Annotated in this window: 16 protein-coding genes; 10 read left to right on the top strand and 6 right to left on the bottom strand. The window is 70.1% G+C overall.

Features of this window, described 5'->3' with window-relative positions:
* The first annotated feature begins 94 nt into the window (after positions 1 to 94).
* The 8 genes from AC1HIL_RS21975 to AC1HIL_RS21940 all read left to right on the top strand — a co-directional run bounded on the left by AC1HIL_RS21975 (position 95) and on the right by AC1HIL_RS21940 (position 7,940).
* Entirely contained in the window at positions 95 to 868 is a 774-nt protein-coding gene (locus tag AC1HIL_RS21975; RefSeq protein ID WP_261210623.1) for an SDR family oxidoreductase, read from the top strand.
* Between the two features lie 19 nt (positions 869 to 887).
* Positions 888 to 1,157, top strand: coding sequence for a hypothetical protein (locus tag AC1HIL_RS21970; protein WP_057594550.1), 270 nt, complete (start codon positions 888 to 890; stop codon positions 1,155 to 1,157).
* A gap of 64 nt (positions 1,158 to 1,221) precedes the next feature.
* Positions 1,222 to 2,079, top strand: a complete 858-nt coding sequence (gene lgt, locus AC1HIL_RS21965) for a prolipoprotein diacylglyceryl transferase (RefSeq protein WP_479670007.1) — start codon at positions 1,222 to 1,224, stop codon at positions 2,077 to 2,079.
* Positions 2,080 to 2,283: 204 nt separating this feature from the next.
* Entirely contained in the window at positions 2,284 to 2,955 is a 672-nt protein-coding gene (locus AC1HIL_RS21960; RefSeq protein WP_057594552.1) for a GntR family transcriptional regulator, read from the top strand.
* A gap of 73 nt (positions 2,956 to 3,028) precedes the next feature.
* Complete coding sequence (locus AC1HIL_RS21955; protein WP_261210625.1) at positions 3,029 to 4,501, top strand: malonyl-CoA decarboxylase; 1,473 nt, start codon at positions 3,029 to 3,031, stop codon at positions 4,499 to 4,501.
* A 75-nt stretch (positions 4,502 to 4,576) separates the two neighbouring features.
* Positions 4,577 to 5,566 carry a Bug family tripartite tricarboxylate transporter substrate binding protein gene (locus tag AC1HIL_RS21950; protein WP_479670006.1) on the top strand — a complete coding sequence of 330 codons (990 nt, stop codon included), beginning with the start codon at positions 4,577 to 4,579 and terminating at the stop codon, positions 5,564 to 5,566.
* Positions 5,563 to 6,366, top strand: a complete 804-nt coding sequence (locus AC1HIL_RS21945) for an enoyl-CoA hydratase/isomerase family protein (protein WP_479670005.1) — start codon at positions 5,563 to 5,565, stop codon at positions 6,364 to 6,366. Before AC1HIL_RS21950 ends, AC1HIL_RS21945 begins: the two co-directional genes overlap by 4 nt.
* Before the next feature lie 38 nt (positions 6,367 to 6,404).
* Positions 6,405 to 7,940, top strand: coding sequence for a malonate--CoA ligase (locus AC1HIL_RS21940; protein ID WP_431509153.1), 1,536 nt, complete (start codon positions 6,405 to 6,407; stop codon positions 7,938 to 7,940).
* 12 nt (positions 7,941 to 7,952) lie between these two features.
* Here the strand turns inward: AC1HIL_RS21940 and AC1HIL_RS21935 are convergent, their stop codons facing one another.
* From AC1HIL_RS21935 to AC1HIL_RS21925, 3 genes are read right to left on the bottom strand one after another with little or no spacing between them, the layout of a single operon-like run.
* On the bottom strand, positions 7,953 to 9,392 hold the full coding sequence (locus AC1HIL_RS21935) for a serine hydrolase (RefSeq protein WP_479670004.1): 1,440 nt from the start codon (positions 9,390 to 9,392) through the stop codon (positions 7,953 to 7,955).
* Positions 9,393 to 9,448: 56 nt separating this feature from the next.
* Positions 9,449 to 10,498 (bottom strand): phenylacetaldoxime dehydratase family protein, encoded by a 1,050-nt coding sequence (locus AC1HIL_RS21930; protein WP_479670003.1) that lies wholly within the window; start codon positions 10,496 to 10,498, stop codon positions 9,449 to 9,451.
* Between the two features lie 22 nt (positions 10,499 to 10,520).
* Positions 10,521 to 11,525 (bottom strand): carbon-nitrogen hydrolase family protein, encoded by a 1,005-nt coding sequence (locus tag AC1HIL_RS21925; RefSeq protein ID WP_422096796.1) that lies wholly within the window; start codon positions 11,523 to 11,525, stop codon positions 10,521 to 10,523.
* Between the two features lie 179 nt (positions 11,526 to 11,704).
* Here AC1HIL_RS21925 and AC1HIL_RS21920 point away from each other — a divergent pair, with 179 nt between their 5' ends.
* A complete protein-coding gene (locus tag AC1HIL_RS21920; protein ID WP_057594560.1) occupies positions 11,705 to 12,667 on the top strand; it encodes an AraC-like ligand-binding domain-containing protein in 963 nt (320 codons plus the stop codon).
* Between the two features lie 25 nt (positions 12,668 to 12,692).
* On the opposite strand, the gene AC1HIL_RS21915 is transcribed toward AC1HIL_RS21920, so the two are convergent.
* Positions 12,693 to 13,520 carry an alpha/beta fold hydrolase gene (locus tag AC1HIL_RS21915; protein ID WP_479670002.1) on the bottom strand — a complete coding sequence of 276 codons (828 nt, stop codon included), beginning with the start codon at positions 13,518 to 13,520 and terminating at the stop codon, positions 12,693 to 12,695.
* 110 nt (positions 13,521 to 13,630) lie between these two features.
* On the opposite strand from AC1HIL_RS21915, the gene AC1HIL_RS21910 reads away from it, so the two are divergent.
* On the top strand, positions 13,631 to 14,554 hold the full coding sequence (locus AC1HIL_RS21910) for a LysR substrate-binding domain-containing protein (protein ID WP_064262364.1): 924 nt from the start codon (positions 13,631 to 13,633) through the stop codon (positions 14,552 to 14,554).
* A 9-nt stretch (positions 14,555 to 14,563) separates the two neighbouring features.
* Here AC1HIL_RS21910 and AC1HIL_RS21905 read toward each other — a convergent pair whose 3' ends face one another.
* Positions 14,564 to 15,553 carry a Bug family tripartite tricarboxylate transporter substrate binding protein gene (locus tag AC1HIL_RS21905; RefSeq protein ID WP_479670001.1) on the bottom strand — a complete coding sequence of 330 codons (990 nt, stop codon included), beginning with the start codon at positions 15,551 to 15,553 and terminating at the stop codon, positions 14,564 to 14,566.
* 36 nt (positions 15,554 to 15,589) lie between these two features.
* The gene (locus tag AC1HIL_RS21900) at positions 15,590 to 15,985 is read right to left on the bottom strand and encodes a carboxymuconolactone decarboxylase family protein (protein WP_261210631.1); all 396 of its coding nucleotides are present in this window, start codon (positions 15,983 to 15,985) and stop codon (positions 15,590 to 15,592) included.

Below are 15,985 nucleotides of genomic sequence, written 5' to 3'. Positions count from 1 at the left end.
AGTCTAGCCTCGAATTGCCTATTTATCGGCCGTCTGACGATCAATACACTGCCCCCGTGTCACACATCAATGGCTTTCAACCCAGGAGATCCCCATGTCCGCACGCACATTGAAGAACAAGGTCGCCGTCATCGCCGGCGGCGGCAAGAACCTCGGCGCGCTCGTCGCCCAGCAACTGGTCGACGGGGGCGTGCGCGGCGTCGCCATCCACTACAACAGCGACAGCTCGCGCGCCGATGCCGAGAAGACCGCCGCCGCCCTCGAGGCCAAGGGCGCCGACACCCTGCTGGTGCAGGGCGACCTCGCGGTGGTCGAGAACAACGTCAAGCTGTTCGACCAGGCCGTCAAGCAGTTCGGCCAGGTCGACATCGCGATCAACACCGCGGGCGTGGTCATCAAGAAGCCGATCCTCGAGGTCACCGAAGCCGACTACGACAAGAGCTTCGACGCCAATGCCAAGGCCGCCTTCTTCTTCATCCAGCAGGCCGGCCGCACGCTGGCCGAGGGCGGCAGCATCGTCACGATCGTGAGCTCGCTGCTCGCGGCCTACACGCCGTTCTATGCGATCTACCCGGGCTCGAAGGCCGCGGTGGAGCACTACACGCGCGCCGCCTCCAAGGAGTTCGGCGAGCGCGGCATCTCGGTCAACGCGATCGGCCCGGGCCCGATGGACACGCCCTTCTTCTACGGCCAGGAGAGCAAGGAGGCGGTGGACTACCACAGCAGCGCCGCCGCGCTCAGCAAGTTCTCGAAGAAGGGCCTGACCGACATCGAGGACATCGCGCCCATCGTGCGCTTCCTGGTCACCGAGGGCTGGTGGATCACCGGCCAGACCATCTTCGCCAACGGCGGCTACACCACGCGCTGACGCATCGCGCCGAGAAGCGATGCACACGCTCATCGTGATGGGCAGCGGCTTCGTGCTGCTGGCCTTTTTCCTGCTGGCCGGCCGCGTGCTCGGCGGCGGCGGCGACGCGGCCCTGGGCACGGCCGCGCTCTGGTTCGTGCCGGCCTGGTTCGTCGGCGCCGGCATCAACATGGCGGTGGGGGTGATCGAGGCCGGCTACAGCGTGGCCGAGGAGCTGCCGATCTTCCTGCTGGTGTTCGCCGTGCCGGCCGCCGTCGCCGGCATCGTTTGGTGGAAGTTCGGGCGCTGAGGCCCGCGCCCCCGGATGCCCCCACGCCCCCGGCCGCGTCATGCGGCGCGGGCACAATCCGCGGATGCTCATGTATCCGCAGATCAATCCCATCGCCCTGCAGCTCGGGCCGATCGCCATCCACTGGTACGGCCTGACCTACCTGGCGGCCTTCGCGCTGTTCTACTTCCTCGGCACGCTGCGGCTCAAGCACGAGCCCTACCGCAGCCTCGTGGGCGCCGGGGCCTGGCAGCGCAAGGACATCGAGGACATCCTGTTCCTCGGCGTGGTCGGCGTCATCGTCGGCGGCCGGCTCGGCTACTGCCTGTTCTACCGGCCCGAGTTCTACCTGTTCAATCCGCTCGAGATCTTCAAGGTCTGGGAAGGCGGCATGAGCTTCCACGGCGGCATGCTCGGCGTGATCGCGGCCATGGTCTGGTTCGCGCGTTCGCGCGCGCGGCCGTTCTGGCAGGTGATGGACTTCGTCGCGCCCTGCGTGCCGACCGGGCTCGCGGCGGGCCGCGTGGGCAACTTCATCAACGGCGAACTCTGGGGCCGCTTAAGCAGCCCCGACCTGCCCTGGGGCATGGTGTTCCCGCAGAGCGGCTCGATGCTGCCGCGCCATCCCTCGCAGGTCTACCAGTTCCTGCTCGAGGGGCTGCTGCTGTTCGTGCTGCTGTGGCTCTACGCGCGCAAGCCGCGCAAGCAGGCCCAGGTGTCGGCCTTCTTCCTCGTGGGCTACGGCATCTTCCGCTTCATCGCCGAATTCTTCCGCGAGCCCGACAAGATCTTTGCCCACCCGGGCAACGAGCTGGGCCTGCGCGCGCTCGACCTGAGCCAGGGCCAGTGGCTCTGCGTGCCGATGATCCTGGGCGGCATCGCGCTGTGGGTCTGGGCCTCGCGCCGCGAGCAGGCGCCGCCGCCGGTGGCCAGCAAGGCCTGACGCCGCACCGGGAGCCGGGGAGGGTGGGGCACCGCCCCGTCCCGCGCCTGCTGCACCTGCTGCGTGCCGCACCGCCGGCCACGCAACCTATCGTCTGACCAGGGTAAGTCCGGAGCCCCGCGTTTCACGCGCGGCCCTTGCGCTGCCTCGCATCCGGGCTCAGAATTACGCGTAATTACAGGAAATTACGCGATCGAACCCGCCATGCGCCTGGTCCACAACTCCCTGCACGACGAAGTCGCCACCACGCTGCGCGAGCAGATCTTCGACGGCACCCTGGCACCCGGCAGCTTCGTCGACGAGATCGCGCTGTGCGAGCGCCTGTCGATCTCGCGCACGCCGCTGCGCGAGGCGCTCAAGGTGCTCACCGCCGAAGGCCTGCTGCGCCACGAGCCGCGCCGCGGCTGCTTCGTGCGCGAGGTGACCGAGCGCGACCTCGACGAGATCTTCCCGGTCATCGCGCTGCTCGAGGGCCGTTGCGCCTTCGAGGCGGCGCGCAACGCCAGCGATGCCGAGCTGCACGAGCTCGACGCCCTGCACGAGCGGCTGGTGCGCCACGCCAAGGCCAAGCGCATCAACGACTACTACGCCACCAACCACCTGATCCACGAGGCCATCATCCAGCTGGCCGACAACAAGTGGCTGGCCCAGGTGATCGGCGACCTGCGCAAGATCCTCAAGCTCGCGCGCCAGCAGCAGCTGCATGCGCCGGGGCGGCTCGAGCAGAGCCTGTCGGAGCATCTCGCGGTGTTCGCGGCGCTCAAGGCGCGCGACAGCGAAGGCGCCGATGCCGCGATGCGCACCCACATGACGCGCCAGCGCGAGGCGCTGCGCGAGGTGATGCGCAACCAGCAGAAATCGCGGGTCATGCCATGAAGCGCGGCGCCGTCGTGTCCGCGTCCGCCATCTCTTCCTCGTCTTTTTCTTTCTGCATGGGAGTGCATCCACGATGAGTGCGACCGAATGGTTCCAGGCGCGATTGCGCACGGGCGACAAGAACGAACGCAAGGTGCCGGTGGCCTCCGACGCCCCCGCGAAGGGTGCCGCCAAGTCCGCGCCCAAGCCCAGCGCCCGCACCACCGCCGAGCGGCTCGAAGCCACCCTGCGCAAGGCCGACGAGGCACTGTCGCCGCGCGCGCTGCGCCGCGTGCTGGCCGCCATGCAGTCGGTGATCGACCCGCGCGTGAGCGAGGTCGAGGGCGGCCGCCGTGCCCATGCCATCGCGATCGAATACGCCGCCGCCACGCCCGAGGAGCGGCGCGATTTCTGGGCCCTGATGAGCGAGCATTTCGCCGCCGACGCGCAAAAGCTCAAGACCGCGCGCGACCAGCACCAGGCCGCCGTCGGCACGCCCGACGAGGGCCAGGCCGAGCTCAAGCTGCGCCGCGCGCTGGTGTCGCCGCGGATGCGCCTGCTGCAGCGCTTCGCGGTCGAGCCCGCGGGCATGCGCTTCCTGGTCGACCTGCGCGCCGAGCTGCTGCCCGGCCTCAAGGGCGACCGCCGCCTGCTCGCGCTCGACGCCGAGCTCGAGCAGCTGTTCTCGACCTGGTTCGACGTCGCCTTCCTCGAGCTGCGCCGCATCGACTGGAACTCGCCGGCCTCGCTGATCGAGAAGCTGATCCGCTACGAGGCGGTGCACGACATCAAGAGCTGGAACGACGTGAAGAACCGGCTCGACGACAGCGACCGCCGCTGCTACGGCTTCTTCCATCCACGGCTGCCCAACGAGCCGCTGATCTTCGTCGAGGTGGCGCTGGTCGACCGCGTGAGCGACGGCATCACGCCGCTGCTCGACGAGACGGCCGTGCCGGTGCCGCCGGCGCGCGCCACCACCGCGATCTTCTATTCGATCAGCAACACGCAGAACGGCCTGCGCGGCGTGAGCTTCGGCGACTCGCTGATCAAGCGCGTGGTAGAGACCCTGCAGGACGAGCTGCCGCGGCTCAAGACCTTCGCCACGCTGTCGCCGATCCCGGGCTTTCGCACCTGGCTCGCGAAGAACGCCCCCGACATGACCGCGCGCCTCGACGAGAAGCGCGCCGCCGAGATCGGCCGCCTCGTGGGCTCGCTGCCGCCCACGCCCGACCGGCTGCTGGCCGCCGTCGATGCCGCCGCGAGCCTGGACCCCAAGTCGCCGCTGCGCCAGTGGCTGCTGCAGTGCGCGGCCGAGTACCTGGGCCGCTCGCTGGTCGACGGCACGCCGGCCGACCCGGTCGCGCGCTTCCACCTGGGCAACGGCGCGCGCGTCGAGCGCCTCAACTGGGCCGGCGATCCGTCGCCCAAGGGACAGAAGCAGTCCTATGGCCTCATGGTGAACTACCTATACGATCTCAAGCGTCTGGACCGGCACCGCGACTGGCTCGCGCAGGGCAAGGTGGCCGTGTCGGGAGACGTCGAAAGTCTGTTTTTCAAGAAAGGCTGATCGGGCCTCAAGCCCGGCGCATACAGCGCCGGCCGTCGCTCGCGCGGCGATCCACAACGACAGGAGATGAGACAGATGAACCAGAGTTTTCAGCGGCGCGACGTGTTGCGCCTGGCGGCTGCGGGCGCGGCGGTTCTTTGCGGCGGCGCCGCGACCGCGCAGGGCAACTGGCCGACCAAGCCGGTCAACGTGGTCGTGCCGTTCCCGGCCGGCGGCGGCACCGACGCCTTCGCGCGTCCGCTGTCGGGCCAGTTCGCCAAGCTCACGAGCCAGACCCTGGTGATCGACAACCGCGGCGGCGCGGGCGGCACGCTGGGCGCGAGCATCGCCTCCAAGGCGCCGGCCGACGGCTACACGCTGTTCATGGGCGCGGTGCACCATGCGATCGCGCCTTCGATCTATCCCAAGCTCGACTACGACATCGAGAAGGACTTCGTGCCGCTGATGCTGCTGGCCAACGTGCCGCAGGTGGTGGTGGTCAATCCCAAGCGCGTGCCCGCCGCGACCATCCAGGAGTTCATCGCGCTCGTGAAGCGCAGCCCCGGCAAGTTCAACTACGGCTCGGCCGGCGCGGGCACCTCGCACCACCTGGCGGGCGAGCTGTTCAAGATCCAGACCGGCACCTTCATCACCCACATCCCGTACCGCGGCGCGGGCCCGGCGCTGGCCGACCTGATCTCGGGCAACGTCGACCTGATGTTCGACGGCCTCGGTTCCTCGGCGCAGCACATCAAGAGCGGCCGCATCAAGGCGCTGATGGTGGCGGGTGCCAAGCGCAACCCGGCCTTTCCCGACGTGCCCTGCGCGGCCGAGGTGGGCCTGCCCGACTACACCGTGACCACCTGGTACGGCCTCTGGGCGCCCAAGGGCACGCCGGCCGACGTGCAGGCCAAGGTGGTGGAGGACATGAAGAAATCGCTCGCGAGCGACGAGCTCAAGGCCATCTGGGCGCAGAACGGCTCCGAGATCCCGAACCTGACCATGGCCGCGTACGGCGGCTTCGTCAATTCGGAGATCAAGCGCTGGGCCGCCGTGGTCAAGGCCTCGGGCGCCAAGCTCGAATGAGCGCGGGCAGCGTCAGCCTGCGCCGCGAGGGCGCGCTCGCGTTCCTCACGCTGTCGAACCCGGCGCGCCTGAACGCGATGACGCGCGCGATGTGGCGCGAGCTGCGCGCGCTCGTGGCCGGCCTCGGCGCCGACCCGGCGCTGCGCTGCGTGATCGTGCGCGGGGAGGGCGGCGCCTTCTGCGCGGGCGGCGACATCTCCGAGTACCCGTCGTTCCGCTTCGAGGCCGCGAGCCTGCGCGAATTCCACGAGAACGAGGTCTGGGCCGCGCTGCAGGCGCTGCTCGACTGCCCGCTGCCGCTGGTCGCGCAGGTCGAGGGTGCCTGCATGGGCGCGGGCATCGAGATCGCGAGCTGCTGCGACATCCGCCTCGCGGGCGCCTCGTCGAAGTTCGGCGCGCCGATCGCGAAGCTCGGCTTTCCGATGGCGCCGCGCGAGGCCGCGCTGGTGCATGGCGCCATCGGCGACACGCTGGCGCGCGACATGCTGCTGGCCGCCGGCGTGCACGATGCCACGCGGCTCTACCACGCGGGTTTCCTGCTCTCGGTGCTGCCCGATGCCGAGGTGGCCGCCGCGGCCGAGGCGCATGCAGAGCGCATCGCGCGGCTCGCGCCGCAGACCGCGCGCATGCACAAGCGCACCTTCGCCGTGCTGCACCATGCCGTGACCGGCGCCAACACCGCGCCGCCCGAGGTGGAGCCGGTCGCCGCGCTGGTCGCCACCGCCTACGACTACGCCGACTCGGCCGAGCACCGCGAAGGCATCGCCGCCTTCCTCGCCAAGCGCGCGCCCGATTTCTGACCCGCCTTTCGTTTTTCGCCTCCTGTGAAGTCCGACCGATGAAGAAGACCGCCAACGCCAACCTGTTCGCCGCCCTGCGCGCGGCCTTTCCCGCCGACCTCGACGCCATCGCGGTCGAGACCGACAACGGCCTCGCGTACTCGTGGCGCGACCTCGACCGCGCGAGCGCGATGATCGCCAACCTGCTCGACGCGCTGAAGCTCGAGAAGGGCGCGCGCATCGCGGTGCAGGTCGAGAAGTCGGTCGAGGCGATGCTGCTGTACCTCGCGACCCTGCGCGCGGGCTATGTGTTCCTGCCGCTCAACACCGCCTACCAGAGCGCCGAGATCGAGTACTTCATCGGCAACGCCGAGCCCGCCGTGGTGGTCTGCACCAGCCGCAACGCGGCCTGGGTAGCGCCGCTGGCCACGGCCGCCGGCACCCGCCACGTGTTCACGCTCGACGACGACCGCAGCGGCACCCTGCTCGAGGTCGCGGCCAGTTGCAGCGACGTGCACAAGCCGGCCACGAAGTCGGCCGACGACCTGGCCGCGATCCTCTACACCAGCGGCACCACCGGACGCAGCAAGGGCGCGATGCTCACGCACGGCAACCTGCTGTCGAATGCCGAAGTGCTCAAGGACTACTGGGGCTGGACCGAGGGCGACGTGCTGATCCACGCGCTGCCGATCTTCCACGTGCACGGCCTGTTCGTGGCGCTGCACGGCGCGCTGCTCAACGGCAGCAAGATCCTCTGGTTCTCGAAGTTCGATCCCAAGCGCATCGCCGCGAAGCTGCCCGAGGCCACCGTGTTCATGGGCGTGCCCACGCTCTACGTGCGCCTGCTGGCCGAGCCCGGCCTCACGCGCGAGGCGGTGCGCAACATGCGGCTGTTCGTCGCGGGTTCCGCGCCGCTGCTGATCGAGACCTTCGACGAGTGGCGCGAGCGCACCGGCCACACCATCCTCGAGCGCTACGGCATGAGCGAGACCATCATGCTGACCTCGAACCCCTACCGCCCCGAGCAGGGCGAGCGCCGCGGCGGCACCGTCGGCTTCGCGCTGCCGGGCGTGCAGCTGCGCGTGCGCGACGACCAGGGCCGCGACTGCACCACCGACGAGATCGGCGGCATCGAGGTCAGCGGTCCCAACGTGTTCGCGGGCTACTGGCGCATGCCCGAGAAGACCAAGGAGGAGTTCACGGCCGACGGCTTCTTCAAGACCGGCGACGTGGGCAAGATCGACGGCCGCGGCTACATCACCATCGTCGGGCGCAGCAAGGACCTGATCATCAGCGGCGGCTACAACGTCTATCCGGCCGAGATCGAGGGCTACATCAACGAGATGGCCGGCGTGGCCGAGAGCGCGGTGGTCGGCGTGCCGCACCCCGACTTCGGCGAGGTCGGCGTGGCGATCGTCATCGCGAAGCCCGGCGCCACGCTCGATGGCGACGCGATCGTGGCCGAGCTCAAGGCGAAGCTCGCGAACTTCAAGATCCCGAAGCGCTGCTTCATCGTGCCGGAGCTGCCGCGCAACACCATGGGCAAGGTGCAGAAGGCGCTGCTGCGCGGCGAGCACAAGGGGCTGTTCGCCTAGGCCTTTCTCTTCCTAGGTTGGCGGCGCGTCCTTCGCGCGCCTGAACACGATGTCCTCCACCATCGGCTCGAAGGGCACCGCGATGCGGTCGATGCGGCCCGCGCGGTCGTAGAGAAAGCTCAGCGCGAGGTTGTCGGGGTGGAACACCGTCGGCCGGTCCGGCGTGACGAACATGTCGTAGTGCCAGTGCGTGAGCGCGCCGGCGGCGCCGCGCCAGTGCCAGGCGAGGTGGTCGCCCTCGTGCGCGATCTCGATGCAGCCGTAGGCCGGATGCTCGTAGCGGCCCGCGTACTCCTCGAGCGCATGGCTGGGCTGCGTGCCGGTGCGGCGCCGGTCCGTGCGCGCCTTCTCGTCGACCCGCTGCTGCACCAGGTCGGCGCGGCGCTTCGCGAGCAGCCGCTGGAACCAGTCGACCGGCTCGCGGCCCGCGATGCGATCGAGCGCCGCGAAGGTGAGGATCGAGGTCACGGCGCCCGGCGCGCGGTTGGTCAGCACCGCCACGCCCGCGCGGCGCGAGGGCACCACGGTCATCAGCGTGGCCCAGCCGAACCACGAGCCCGAATGCGCGAGCGTGCGGTCGCCGCGGTAGTTCTCGCAGAACAGGCCCAGGCCGTAGTGCGAATCGCCGATCTCGGCATGCTCGGAGCGCGACATCCAGGCGCGCGGCATGCCCATCTCGCGCACCGTCCTGGCCGACAGCAGCGGCGTGTCGCCCACGCGGCCTTCGTCGAGCAGGCAGCGCATCCACTTCGCGAGATCGGCGGCGCTGGCATTGAGCCCGCCGCCCGCGGCCGTCGGCACCGGCCACAGCTGCGCGGGCACGGGATCGCCCTCGACCATGGTGTGCGGGCGGGCCGCATCGGCGGCCGCCACCAGCGCGTCGATGCCGAAGCCGTAGCGCGTGAAGCCCAGCGGTTTGAGCAGCCGCTCGGTCATGAAGTCCTGCCAGCCCTGTCCGCTGAGGCGCTCGATCACGATGCCCGCGACCATGTAGCCGAGGTTCGAGTACTGGAAGGCCTCGCGCAGCTCGCGGCTCGGCACCAGGTGGCGCAGCAGCGGCAGCATCTGCGCGCTCGTCAGGTCGGCCGGCATGTGCAGCCAGTCGTGGCGCGGCAGGCCGCTCAGGTGGCTCAGCAGATCGCGCACCGTGAGCTGCGCGGTCGCCACCGCATCGTGCAGCCGGAACTCCGGGATGACTTCGCGCACCGGCCGGCTCCAGGCGAGCCGGCCCTCGTCGACCAGCAGGCCGAGCCCGGCCGCGGTGAAGGACTTGGTGATCGAGCACAGCAGGAACTGCGTGTCGGCGGTCACGGGCTCGCTGCCGCGCAGGTCGCGCACGCCATAGCCCTTCAGCAGCGAGACCTCGCCATCCTCGATCACCGCGAGCGCGAGCCCCGGGATCTTCCATTCCTTCATCGAGCTTTCGACGAGGCTTTCGAATTCGCGCCACATGATCGGGGTCCTGGGGTTCGGGGCGCGAATCCTAAGGCATCCGCCATGCGGCGCTCTCAACCGTTCATCAATCCCGTGCGTGCATGGCAGTTGATGTATTCGTAGCGCTGCTCGTCGGCCTTGAGCACCGACACCTCGTGGTACACGCGCAGCTGCAGCTGGAAGTTCAGCGCCTGCACATAGCGCATGAAGCTGCCGAAGATCGCCACGTGGGTCGGATGCGATTCGGCCCAGCGCTCCATGTCGGCCAGCGAGCGCCAGAAGCTCAGGCCGAAGGACTTCTGCAGCGGCGCGCCCTGCGCATCGAGATGCCGCATGTAGCGGTTGCTGTAGCAGCCGATGGCCAGGCCCTGGTCGCGCAGGAAGTCCATGCCTTCGCGCAGCACCGGCTCCATCTCCTCGAGGTAGAGCGTGCGCTCCTGGCCGGTGGTGTCGGTCCATTCCTGGCCCGAGCGGATCATCGCGACGTGTTCATGGCCCGCGATGCGCACGCGCCGGCCCGGCGCGGGCGCGTCGCCGACCGCCGCGCGCGTGCCCGAGGGCGACATCGGATCGGTCTGCGACAACGGGATGCGGTCGCGCATCGATCCCCAGTAGCCATGCTCCTGCAGTTCGCCGCTCACGCCACCCATGGCCACGCCGATGCCCTCGAGCCGGTCGGGCGTGTTGAACATGGTCTCGAAGTGCTGCACGCGCGGCGACACGATCTCGCGGAAGTAGCCCAGGCCCTCGTGCAGCCGCTCCTCCGACTGCCACCAGCCGTCGATCTCGGGCGTCGCGCTCCAGCGCGCGAAGGCGGCCGGATCGGTCCAGTAGGCGATCGCGATCATGTTGTCGTGGCCCTCGGCATCCACGTAGTGCGTGAGGTCGTGGTGCAGCGGGCCATCGGGCCGCGCGAAGTCGCGCGCGATGCGCATCAGCGCGGCGCAGGCGCGGCCCTGCTGCGCGGCGCCGAGCGACTGCACGCCGAAGTAGCCCATCACCACCTGCGTGACCGCGCGGTCGGCGCGCGCCGACCAGACGGGGTAGGGCGGTGTGTAGTCGTCCTCCACGCGGCGGGTGCGCGTGCGCGGGCACCTCAGGTGCTCGTCGATGGCGGATTCCATGGCGCGGCTCCTTCGTGCGCGCTCAGGCCTCGACCGGCTCGGCCGCATTGCCCTCGGGCACGGGCGTGAGCTGCACCACCACGGGTTCGCGGCGCGTCTTGTTGAGCAGCAGCTGCGTGACGTCGGGGCGCGAGTAGTGGCCGCTCGGATCGGCCGCGGCCTTCGCGAGCGAGATCATCCCGAGGTCGATGTCGGCGATTACCAGGCCTTCCTCGGTCTCGGGCAGCGGCGTGCCCAGGGCCGAGCCGTCGGGCCCGTAGATGCGCGCATGGCCGCCGCCCACGCCCAGCATCTGCTGCTTGCCGGCATCGGTGCACATCAGCTCGCTCATCGCCTTCGACACCGTGGCGCAGGGCGCGAGCACGAAGCAGCCGCCCTCGACCGCGTAGACCTGGCTCGCGGCGTTGTTGACCTCGGCGCCCAGCGCGTTGGCCGCGCCGCGGTAGAGCGAGAAGCTCGGCCACGCGGCGCAGTGGATCTGCTCGTTCTGCGAGTACATCGCGTACTTGCTCAGCGGCTGCAGGTGTTCCCAGCAGCACAGCGAGCCGATGTTGCCGATGGCGGTGGGCACCACGTGCAGGTCGGCGCCGTCGCCTTCGCCGAACACGGTGCGCTCCACGTGCGTGGGCTTGAGCTTGCGGCGCGTCTGCGCCACCTGGCCCTGGTCGTCGATCAGCGCCTGCGCGATGTAGAGGCTGCCCGCGGCCTTCTCGCTGAAGCCGAACGAGAGCCAGATCGAATGCGCTCGCGCGGCCGCCTGCAGGCGCTCGAACTCGGCCGAGCCGATCACCAGCGAGTTGTCGTGGTAGCGCTGCACGAACTGCATGCCCCAGGCCGGCGAGTCGAGCCAGATCCACCAGGGATAGCCAGGAATCCAGGTCTCGGGGAAGGCAATGAGCTTCACGCCCTGCGCGGCGGCCTGCGCCATCAGGTCGATGGTCTTGTCGATGGTGCCGTCGAGGTCGAGGAACAGGGGCGCGGCCTGCACGGCGGCGACGCGGAGCTTGGGATGAACGGTGGTGGGCATGGCGGGGCCTTTCGGTGGGGAACGTGGATTCGCCGCCTCGCCCCGGCGCGGGTTTGCGCGGTGGCATGCGGGTTGCATGAAGCGTAGATTCGCCGCGCTGGAACGCCTTGACCGCAGCTTGCGGCGTTCTTGTTCCTGCGTTGCATGCCCGCCGATCCCCGTTTTTCGAGATTCCACCGATGAACACGCTGCTCAGCACCGATGCCGTGGCTCGCCCGCAGCGGCTGGCCTACTGGACCGACATGATCTGCAACGTCTATGTGCAGCTCGGTTGCGATCCGGTGCGGCCCGACGAGTCCGAGGACTTCGAGGGCAGCATCCGCCAGCACACGCTGCCCGGGCTCGACGTGTCGGTGGTGCGCTCGGGCCCGCAGAAGGTGCTGCGCACCTCGGGCCACATCGCGCGCTCGGGCGACGACTACTTCCTCGTGAGCATCCAGGCCCAGGGCCGCGGCGTGGTGCGCCAGGACGGGCGCGACGCGGTGCTCGAGGCCGGCGACTTCGCGCTCTACGACAGCACGCGGCCCTACCAGCTGCTGTTCGACGACCGCTTCGAGCAGATCGTGCTCAAGCTGCCCGGCGACCGGCTGCGCAGCGAGCTGCGCGAGACGCAGGCGTTGACGGCCACCACCGTGTCGGGCCGCCAGGGCGCGGGCCACCTGCTGCTGGGCATGATCCGCACCCTGCGCGAGGACATCGAGACGCTGCAGCCGGCCTCGGCGCTCGCGGTGGCCAATGGCGTGCAGAACATCCTGGTGGCGGGGCTGCAGACCTTGCCGGCGGCCAGCGCGCCCTCGCTCAGCAGCCTCACGGCCTACCACCTCGCGCGCGTGAAGCGGCGCATCGAGGAACAGCTCGGCGACCCCGCGCTGTCGGTGGGCAGCCTCGCGGCCGAGCTCGGCGTGTCGGCCAGCCAGATCCATCGCGTCTTCAAGAGCGAGCCGCTGACGCCCGCGCAGTACATCTGGGAGCGTCGGCTCGAGGCCTGCAGCCGCGACCTGCTCGAGCCGCGCCTCGCGGGCCGGCCGGTGGCCGAGATCGCCTATGGCCGCGGCTTCAACGACGCGGCGCATTTCAGCCGCGCGTTCAAGGAGCGCTTCGGCTGCTCGCCGCGCGAGTGGCGGCAGCAGCGCGTGCAGTAGGCCGCGCGGAAGGGCCGGCGCAGTGTCAGGCGGCCCGGCGGGCGCGCTCGAGGTGGGCGCGCAGCGCGGCGTCGAAGCGTTCGGGCTGGTCGATGTTCGGCAAATGACCCGCGTCCGGAACGATCTCCAGGTGCGCGCCGGGAATCTCGGTCCGCAGCTCGCGCATCGCATCGGGCAGCGCGGCGTCGTTGGCGCCGACGAGCAGGGTCGTGGGCACGCGGATGCCGCGCGCGGCCGCGCGGTGGTCGAGTTGCTGGATCGCGCGCGCGCAGCCGATCATGCCCGCGCGCGAAGTGCCGGCCGCGGCCGCATGCAGGGCCCGTGCCTCGGCGGAATGGGCCTCGATGAAGCCGCGGCCCAGCCAGCGCTCGATGGTCGGGCCCGCGAGCGCTTCGCAGCCCTGGGCCTCGACGAGCGCGATGCGTTCGTCCCAGGGCCGCGCGAAGGCCGCGGGCGCGTCGGCGCGGCAGTCGCACAGGCACAGGCTGGCCAGGCGCTCGGGATACCGTTCGGCCAGCGCGAAGCCGCACATGCCGCCCAGCGAGAGCCCGACGTAGTGCGCGGCGCGGATGTCGAGCGCATCGAGGATCTCGACCACGTCGCGCGCCAGGTCGCCCATGCGCCAGGGCAGTGATGGCGGTGAGGGCGCCTCCGACCGTCCATGGCCGCGCGTGTCGGGCCGCAGCACGCGCCAGCCCTCGGCGGCCAGCCATTCGGCCTGGCGGCGCCACAGAACGGAGGATGAAAGGATCGCGTGCGCGAGCAGCACGACGGGGCCGTCCGCGGGGCCGTCGACGTGGACCGCGACACGGCAGGCCGCGCTCGGCAGGAACAGATGCTGGGTGGTCGTCATGAGAACGCCAGTCTCGGCCCCTTCCCCAGGCCCCGCCACCGAGTAAAACTGAAGCCCGTTGAGAAAAACGCAACCCGCTTGCACCCATCGCGGCCTACAGTCGCCCCGTCATGTCCAGAAAACTTCCACCCCTGAACGCGATCCGGGCCTTCGAGGCCGCGGGCCGGCACGTGAGCTTCACGCGCGCCGCGGAAGAACTGAGCGTGACCAACGGCGCCATCAGCCGCCAGGTCGCGCTGCTCGAGGAATGGCTGGGCGTGCCGCTGTTCCGGCGCACCTCCTCGCAGCTCGCGCTGACCGAGGCCGGGCGCCTCTATCTCGGCGAGCTGACGGCCACGCTCGACCGCGTGGCGGTGGCCTCGATGCAGCTGCGCGAGCAGGCGGTGCCGACCGCGCTGCGCATCAATGCGCCGCCGACCTTCACCATGCGCTGGCTGCTCTCGCGCCTGCCGGCTTTCCAGCGCAAACGGCCCGAGGTCGACCTGCGGCTCACCACCTTGCTGGCGCCGGTCAACTTCGACGAGGGCCGCTACGACATCGCGATCGCGGGCGCGCTCGAGCCGCCGCCGCACTGCGTGTCGCGGCCCTTCATGAGCGAGCTGATCCTGCCGGTGTGCCATGTGGACCTGCTCGACGGCGGCCGGCTGCGCGAGCCGCGCGACCTGGCCACGCACACGCTCGTGAGCTTCGCCACCGAGCCTTATGCCTGGGAGGACTGGCTCGCGGCGGCCGGCGTGGCCGGGCTCAAGCCCGGCGGCGCGATCCGCTTCGAGCAGATGTACTTCGCGCTGCAGGCCGCGATCGACGGGCTGGGCCTCGCGCTGGTGCCGCTGTTCCTCGCCTTCGACGACATCATCGCGGGCCGGTTGTGCGCGCCCTTCGGTGTGCTGGCCGCCAAGCAGCGGCGCTACTTCGCGAGCACGGCCCATGCCGACCCGGTGACCGAGAGCTTCTGCGAATGGCTGGTGCGCGAGGGCAGCGACACCGAGGCCTCGATGCAGCAATGGCTGCGCTCGCAGGCCCCGGCGTCCTGAGCGCGCGGCTCAATCCATCTGCACGCCGCTGCGGCGCACCAGTTCGCCCCAGCTCCTGAACTCGCTCGCCACGTAGGCCGCGGCTTCCTCGGGGCTGGCGCTGTAGCGCGGCAGCGCGCCGATGCTCCGCATGCGCCGCTCCACCTCGGGCTTGCGCATGGCCTTGGCGATCGCGTCGTGGGTCGAGGCCACCAGCGCCTTCGAGGTGCCGACCGGGTAGAGCAGCATCAGCCAGGTCGAGGCGCGGAAGTCGGCGAAGCCCTGCTCGATCAGCGTGGGCACGGCCAGCGGCGCGTCGAGCCGGCTCGCGGTGGCCGCGCCGAGCGCGCGCAGCTTGCCGCCCTGCACGAAGGCCTGCACGCCGGCCGCGGTCTCGAGCGCCAGCGAGACGTTGCCCGCGACCACGTCGGTCAGGCCCGGCGCGCTGCCCTTGTAGGGCACGTGCACGATGTCGATGCCGGCGCGCCGCTTGAACTCCTCCATCGCGAGGTGCGACACCGTGCCGTTGCCCGAGGAGGCATTGGTGAGCTTGCCCGGGTTGGCCTTGGCATAGGCCACCAGCCCCTGCGCGTCGCTGAAGGGCAGCGAGGGATGGCACACCAGCACGAAGGGCAGGTCGCCGACCAGGCCCACCGCCTCGTAGTCCTTGAGCGAGTCGTAGGGCACGCTGCGGTAGAGGTGCGGGTTGGTGGCCACGGCCGACATGTGCGTGAGCATCATCGTCGAGCCGTCGTTGGGCGACTTCGCGAGCTGGCCCATCGCGATGCTGCCGCCCTGGCCGGGCTTGTTGTCGACGATGTAGTTCTCGCCGGTCACGGCCTGCATCTTCTCGGCCATCAGCCGTGCCACGATGTCGGTGGCCTGGCCCGGCGGAAAGCCCACGAGGATCTTCGTGACCTTGCCGCGCGTGGTGGCTGGCTGCGCGAGGGCCGCCGTGCCCATCGACGCGGCCGCGAGCGCGAGCAGCGCGCGGCGGCTCAGCATTGCCTGGTTGTCCATGTCGTTGTCTCCGATGCTTTTCAAAAGGGCGAAGCTTCAGGCGAGCTTCATCTCCTTGAGCACCTCGCGCGCGTTGCGCAGGCTGTCGAGCGCCGCGGGCACGCCGCAGTAGATGGCGACCTGCAGGAACACCTCCTGCAACTCGGCGGGCGTGATGCCGTTGTTGATCGCGCCGCGCACATGCAGCCGCAACTCGTGCGGCCGGTTGAGCGCGCTGATCATGCCGAGGTTCAGCAGGCTGCGGCTGCGCCGGTCCAGGCCCGGCCGGTTCCAGATCTCGTCCCAGCAGTACTCGGTGGTGAGCTGCTGCATCGGCCAGTTGAAGTCGTCGGCCTCGGCGATCGACTTCTCGACGTATTCCGCGCCGAGCACCGCCTTGCGCGTGGCGAGGCCGCGCTGGAACTTCGCCGAGGTGTGGGTCTTGTCCGTCAT

This window comes from Variovorax sp. ISS6 (assembly GCF_056523145.1).
The sequence above is the reverse complement of the archived record's forward strand: the minus strand, read 5'-3'. Positions and strand labels throughout refer to the sequence as shown.

Coding starts and splice junctions, on each gene's coding strand:
- AC1HIL_RS21925 (WP_422096796.1), bottom strand. CDS start 11,525: ATGCCCACCACCGTTCATCCCAAGCTCCGCGTCGCCGCCGTGCAGGCC.
- AC1HIL_RS21935 (WP_479670004.1), bottom strand. CDS start 9,392: ATGTGGCGCGAATTCGAAAGCCTCGTCGAAAGCTCGATGAAGGAATGG.
- AC1HIL_RS21970 (WP_057594550.1), top strand. CDS start 888: ATGCACACGCTCATCGTGATGGGCAGCGGCTTCGTGCTGCTGGCCTTT.
- AC1HIL_RS21915 (WP_479670002.1), bottom strand. CDS start 13,520: ATGACGACCACCCAGCATCTGTTCCTGCCGAGCGCGGCCTGCCGTGTC.
- AC1HIL_RS21960 (WP_057594552.1), top strand. CDS start 2,284: ATGCGCCTGGTCCACAACTCCCTGCACGACGAAGTCGCCACCACGCTG.
- AC1HIL_RS21930 (WP_479670003.1), bottom strand. CDS start 10,498: ATGGAATCCGCCATCGACGAGCACCTGAGGTGCCCGCGCACGCGCACC.
- AC1HIL_RS21955 (WP_261210625.1), top strand. CDS start 3,029: ATGAGTGCGACCGAATGGTTCCAGGCGCGATTGCGCACGGGCGACAAG.
- AC1HIL_RS21920 (WP_057594560.1), top strand. CDS start 11,705: ATGAACACGCTGCTCAGCACCGATGCCGTGGCTCGCCCGCAGCGGCTG.
- AC1HIL_RS21940 (WP_431509153.1), top strand. CDS start 6,405: ATGAAGAAGACCGCCAACGCCAACCTGTTCGCCGCCCTGCGCGCGGCC.
- AC1HIL_RS21945 (WP_479670005.1), top strand. CDS start 5,563: ATGAGCGCGGGCAGCGTCAGCCTGCGCCGCGAGGGCGCGCTCGCGTTC.
- lgt (WP_479670007.1), top strand. CDS start 1,222: ATGCTCATGTATCCGCAGATCAATCCCATCGCCCTGCAGCTCGGGCCG.
- AC1HIL_RS21905 (WP_479670001.1), bottom strand. CDS start 15,553: ATGGACAACCAGGCAATGCTGAGCCGCCGCGCGCTGCTCGCGCTCGCG.
- AC1HIL_RS21900 (WP_261210631.1), bottom strand. CDS start 15,985: ATGACGGACAAGACCCACACCTCGGCGAAGTTCCAGCGCGGCCTCGCC.
- AC1HIL_RS21910 (WP_064262364.1), top strand. CDS start 13,631: ATGTCCAGAAAACTTCCACCCCTGAACGCGATCCGGGCCTTCGAGGCC.
- AC1HIL_RS21975 (WP_261210623.1), top strand. CDS start 95: ATGTCCGCACGCACATTGAAGAACAAGGTCGCCGTCATCGCCGGCGGC.
- AC1HIL_RS21950 (WP_479670006.1), top strand. CDS start 4,577: ATGAACCAGAGTTTTCAGCGGCGCGACGTGTTGCGCCTGGCGGCTGCG.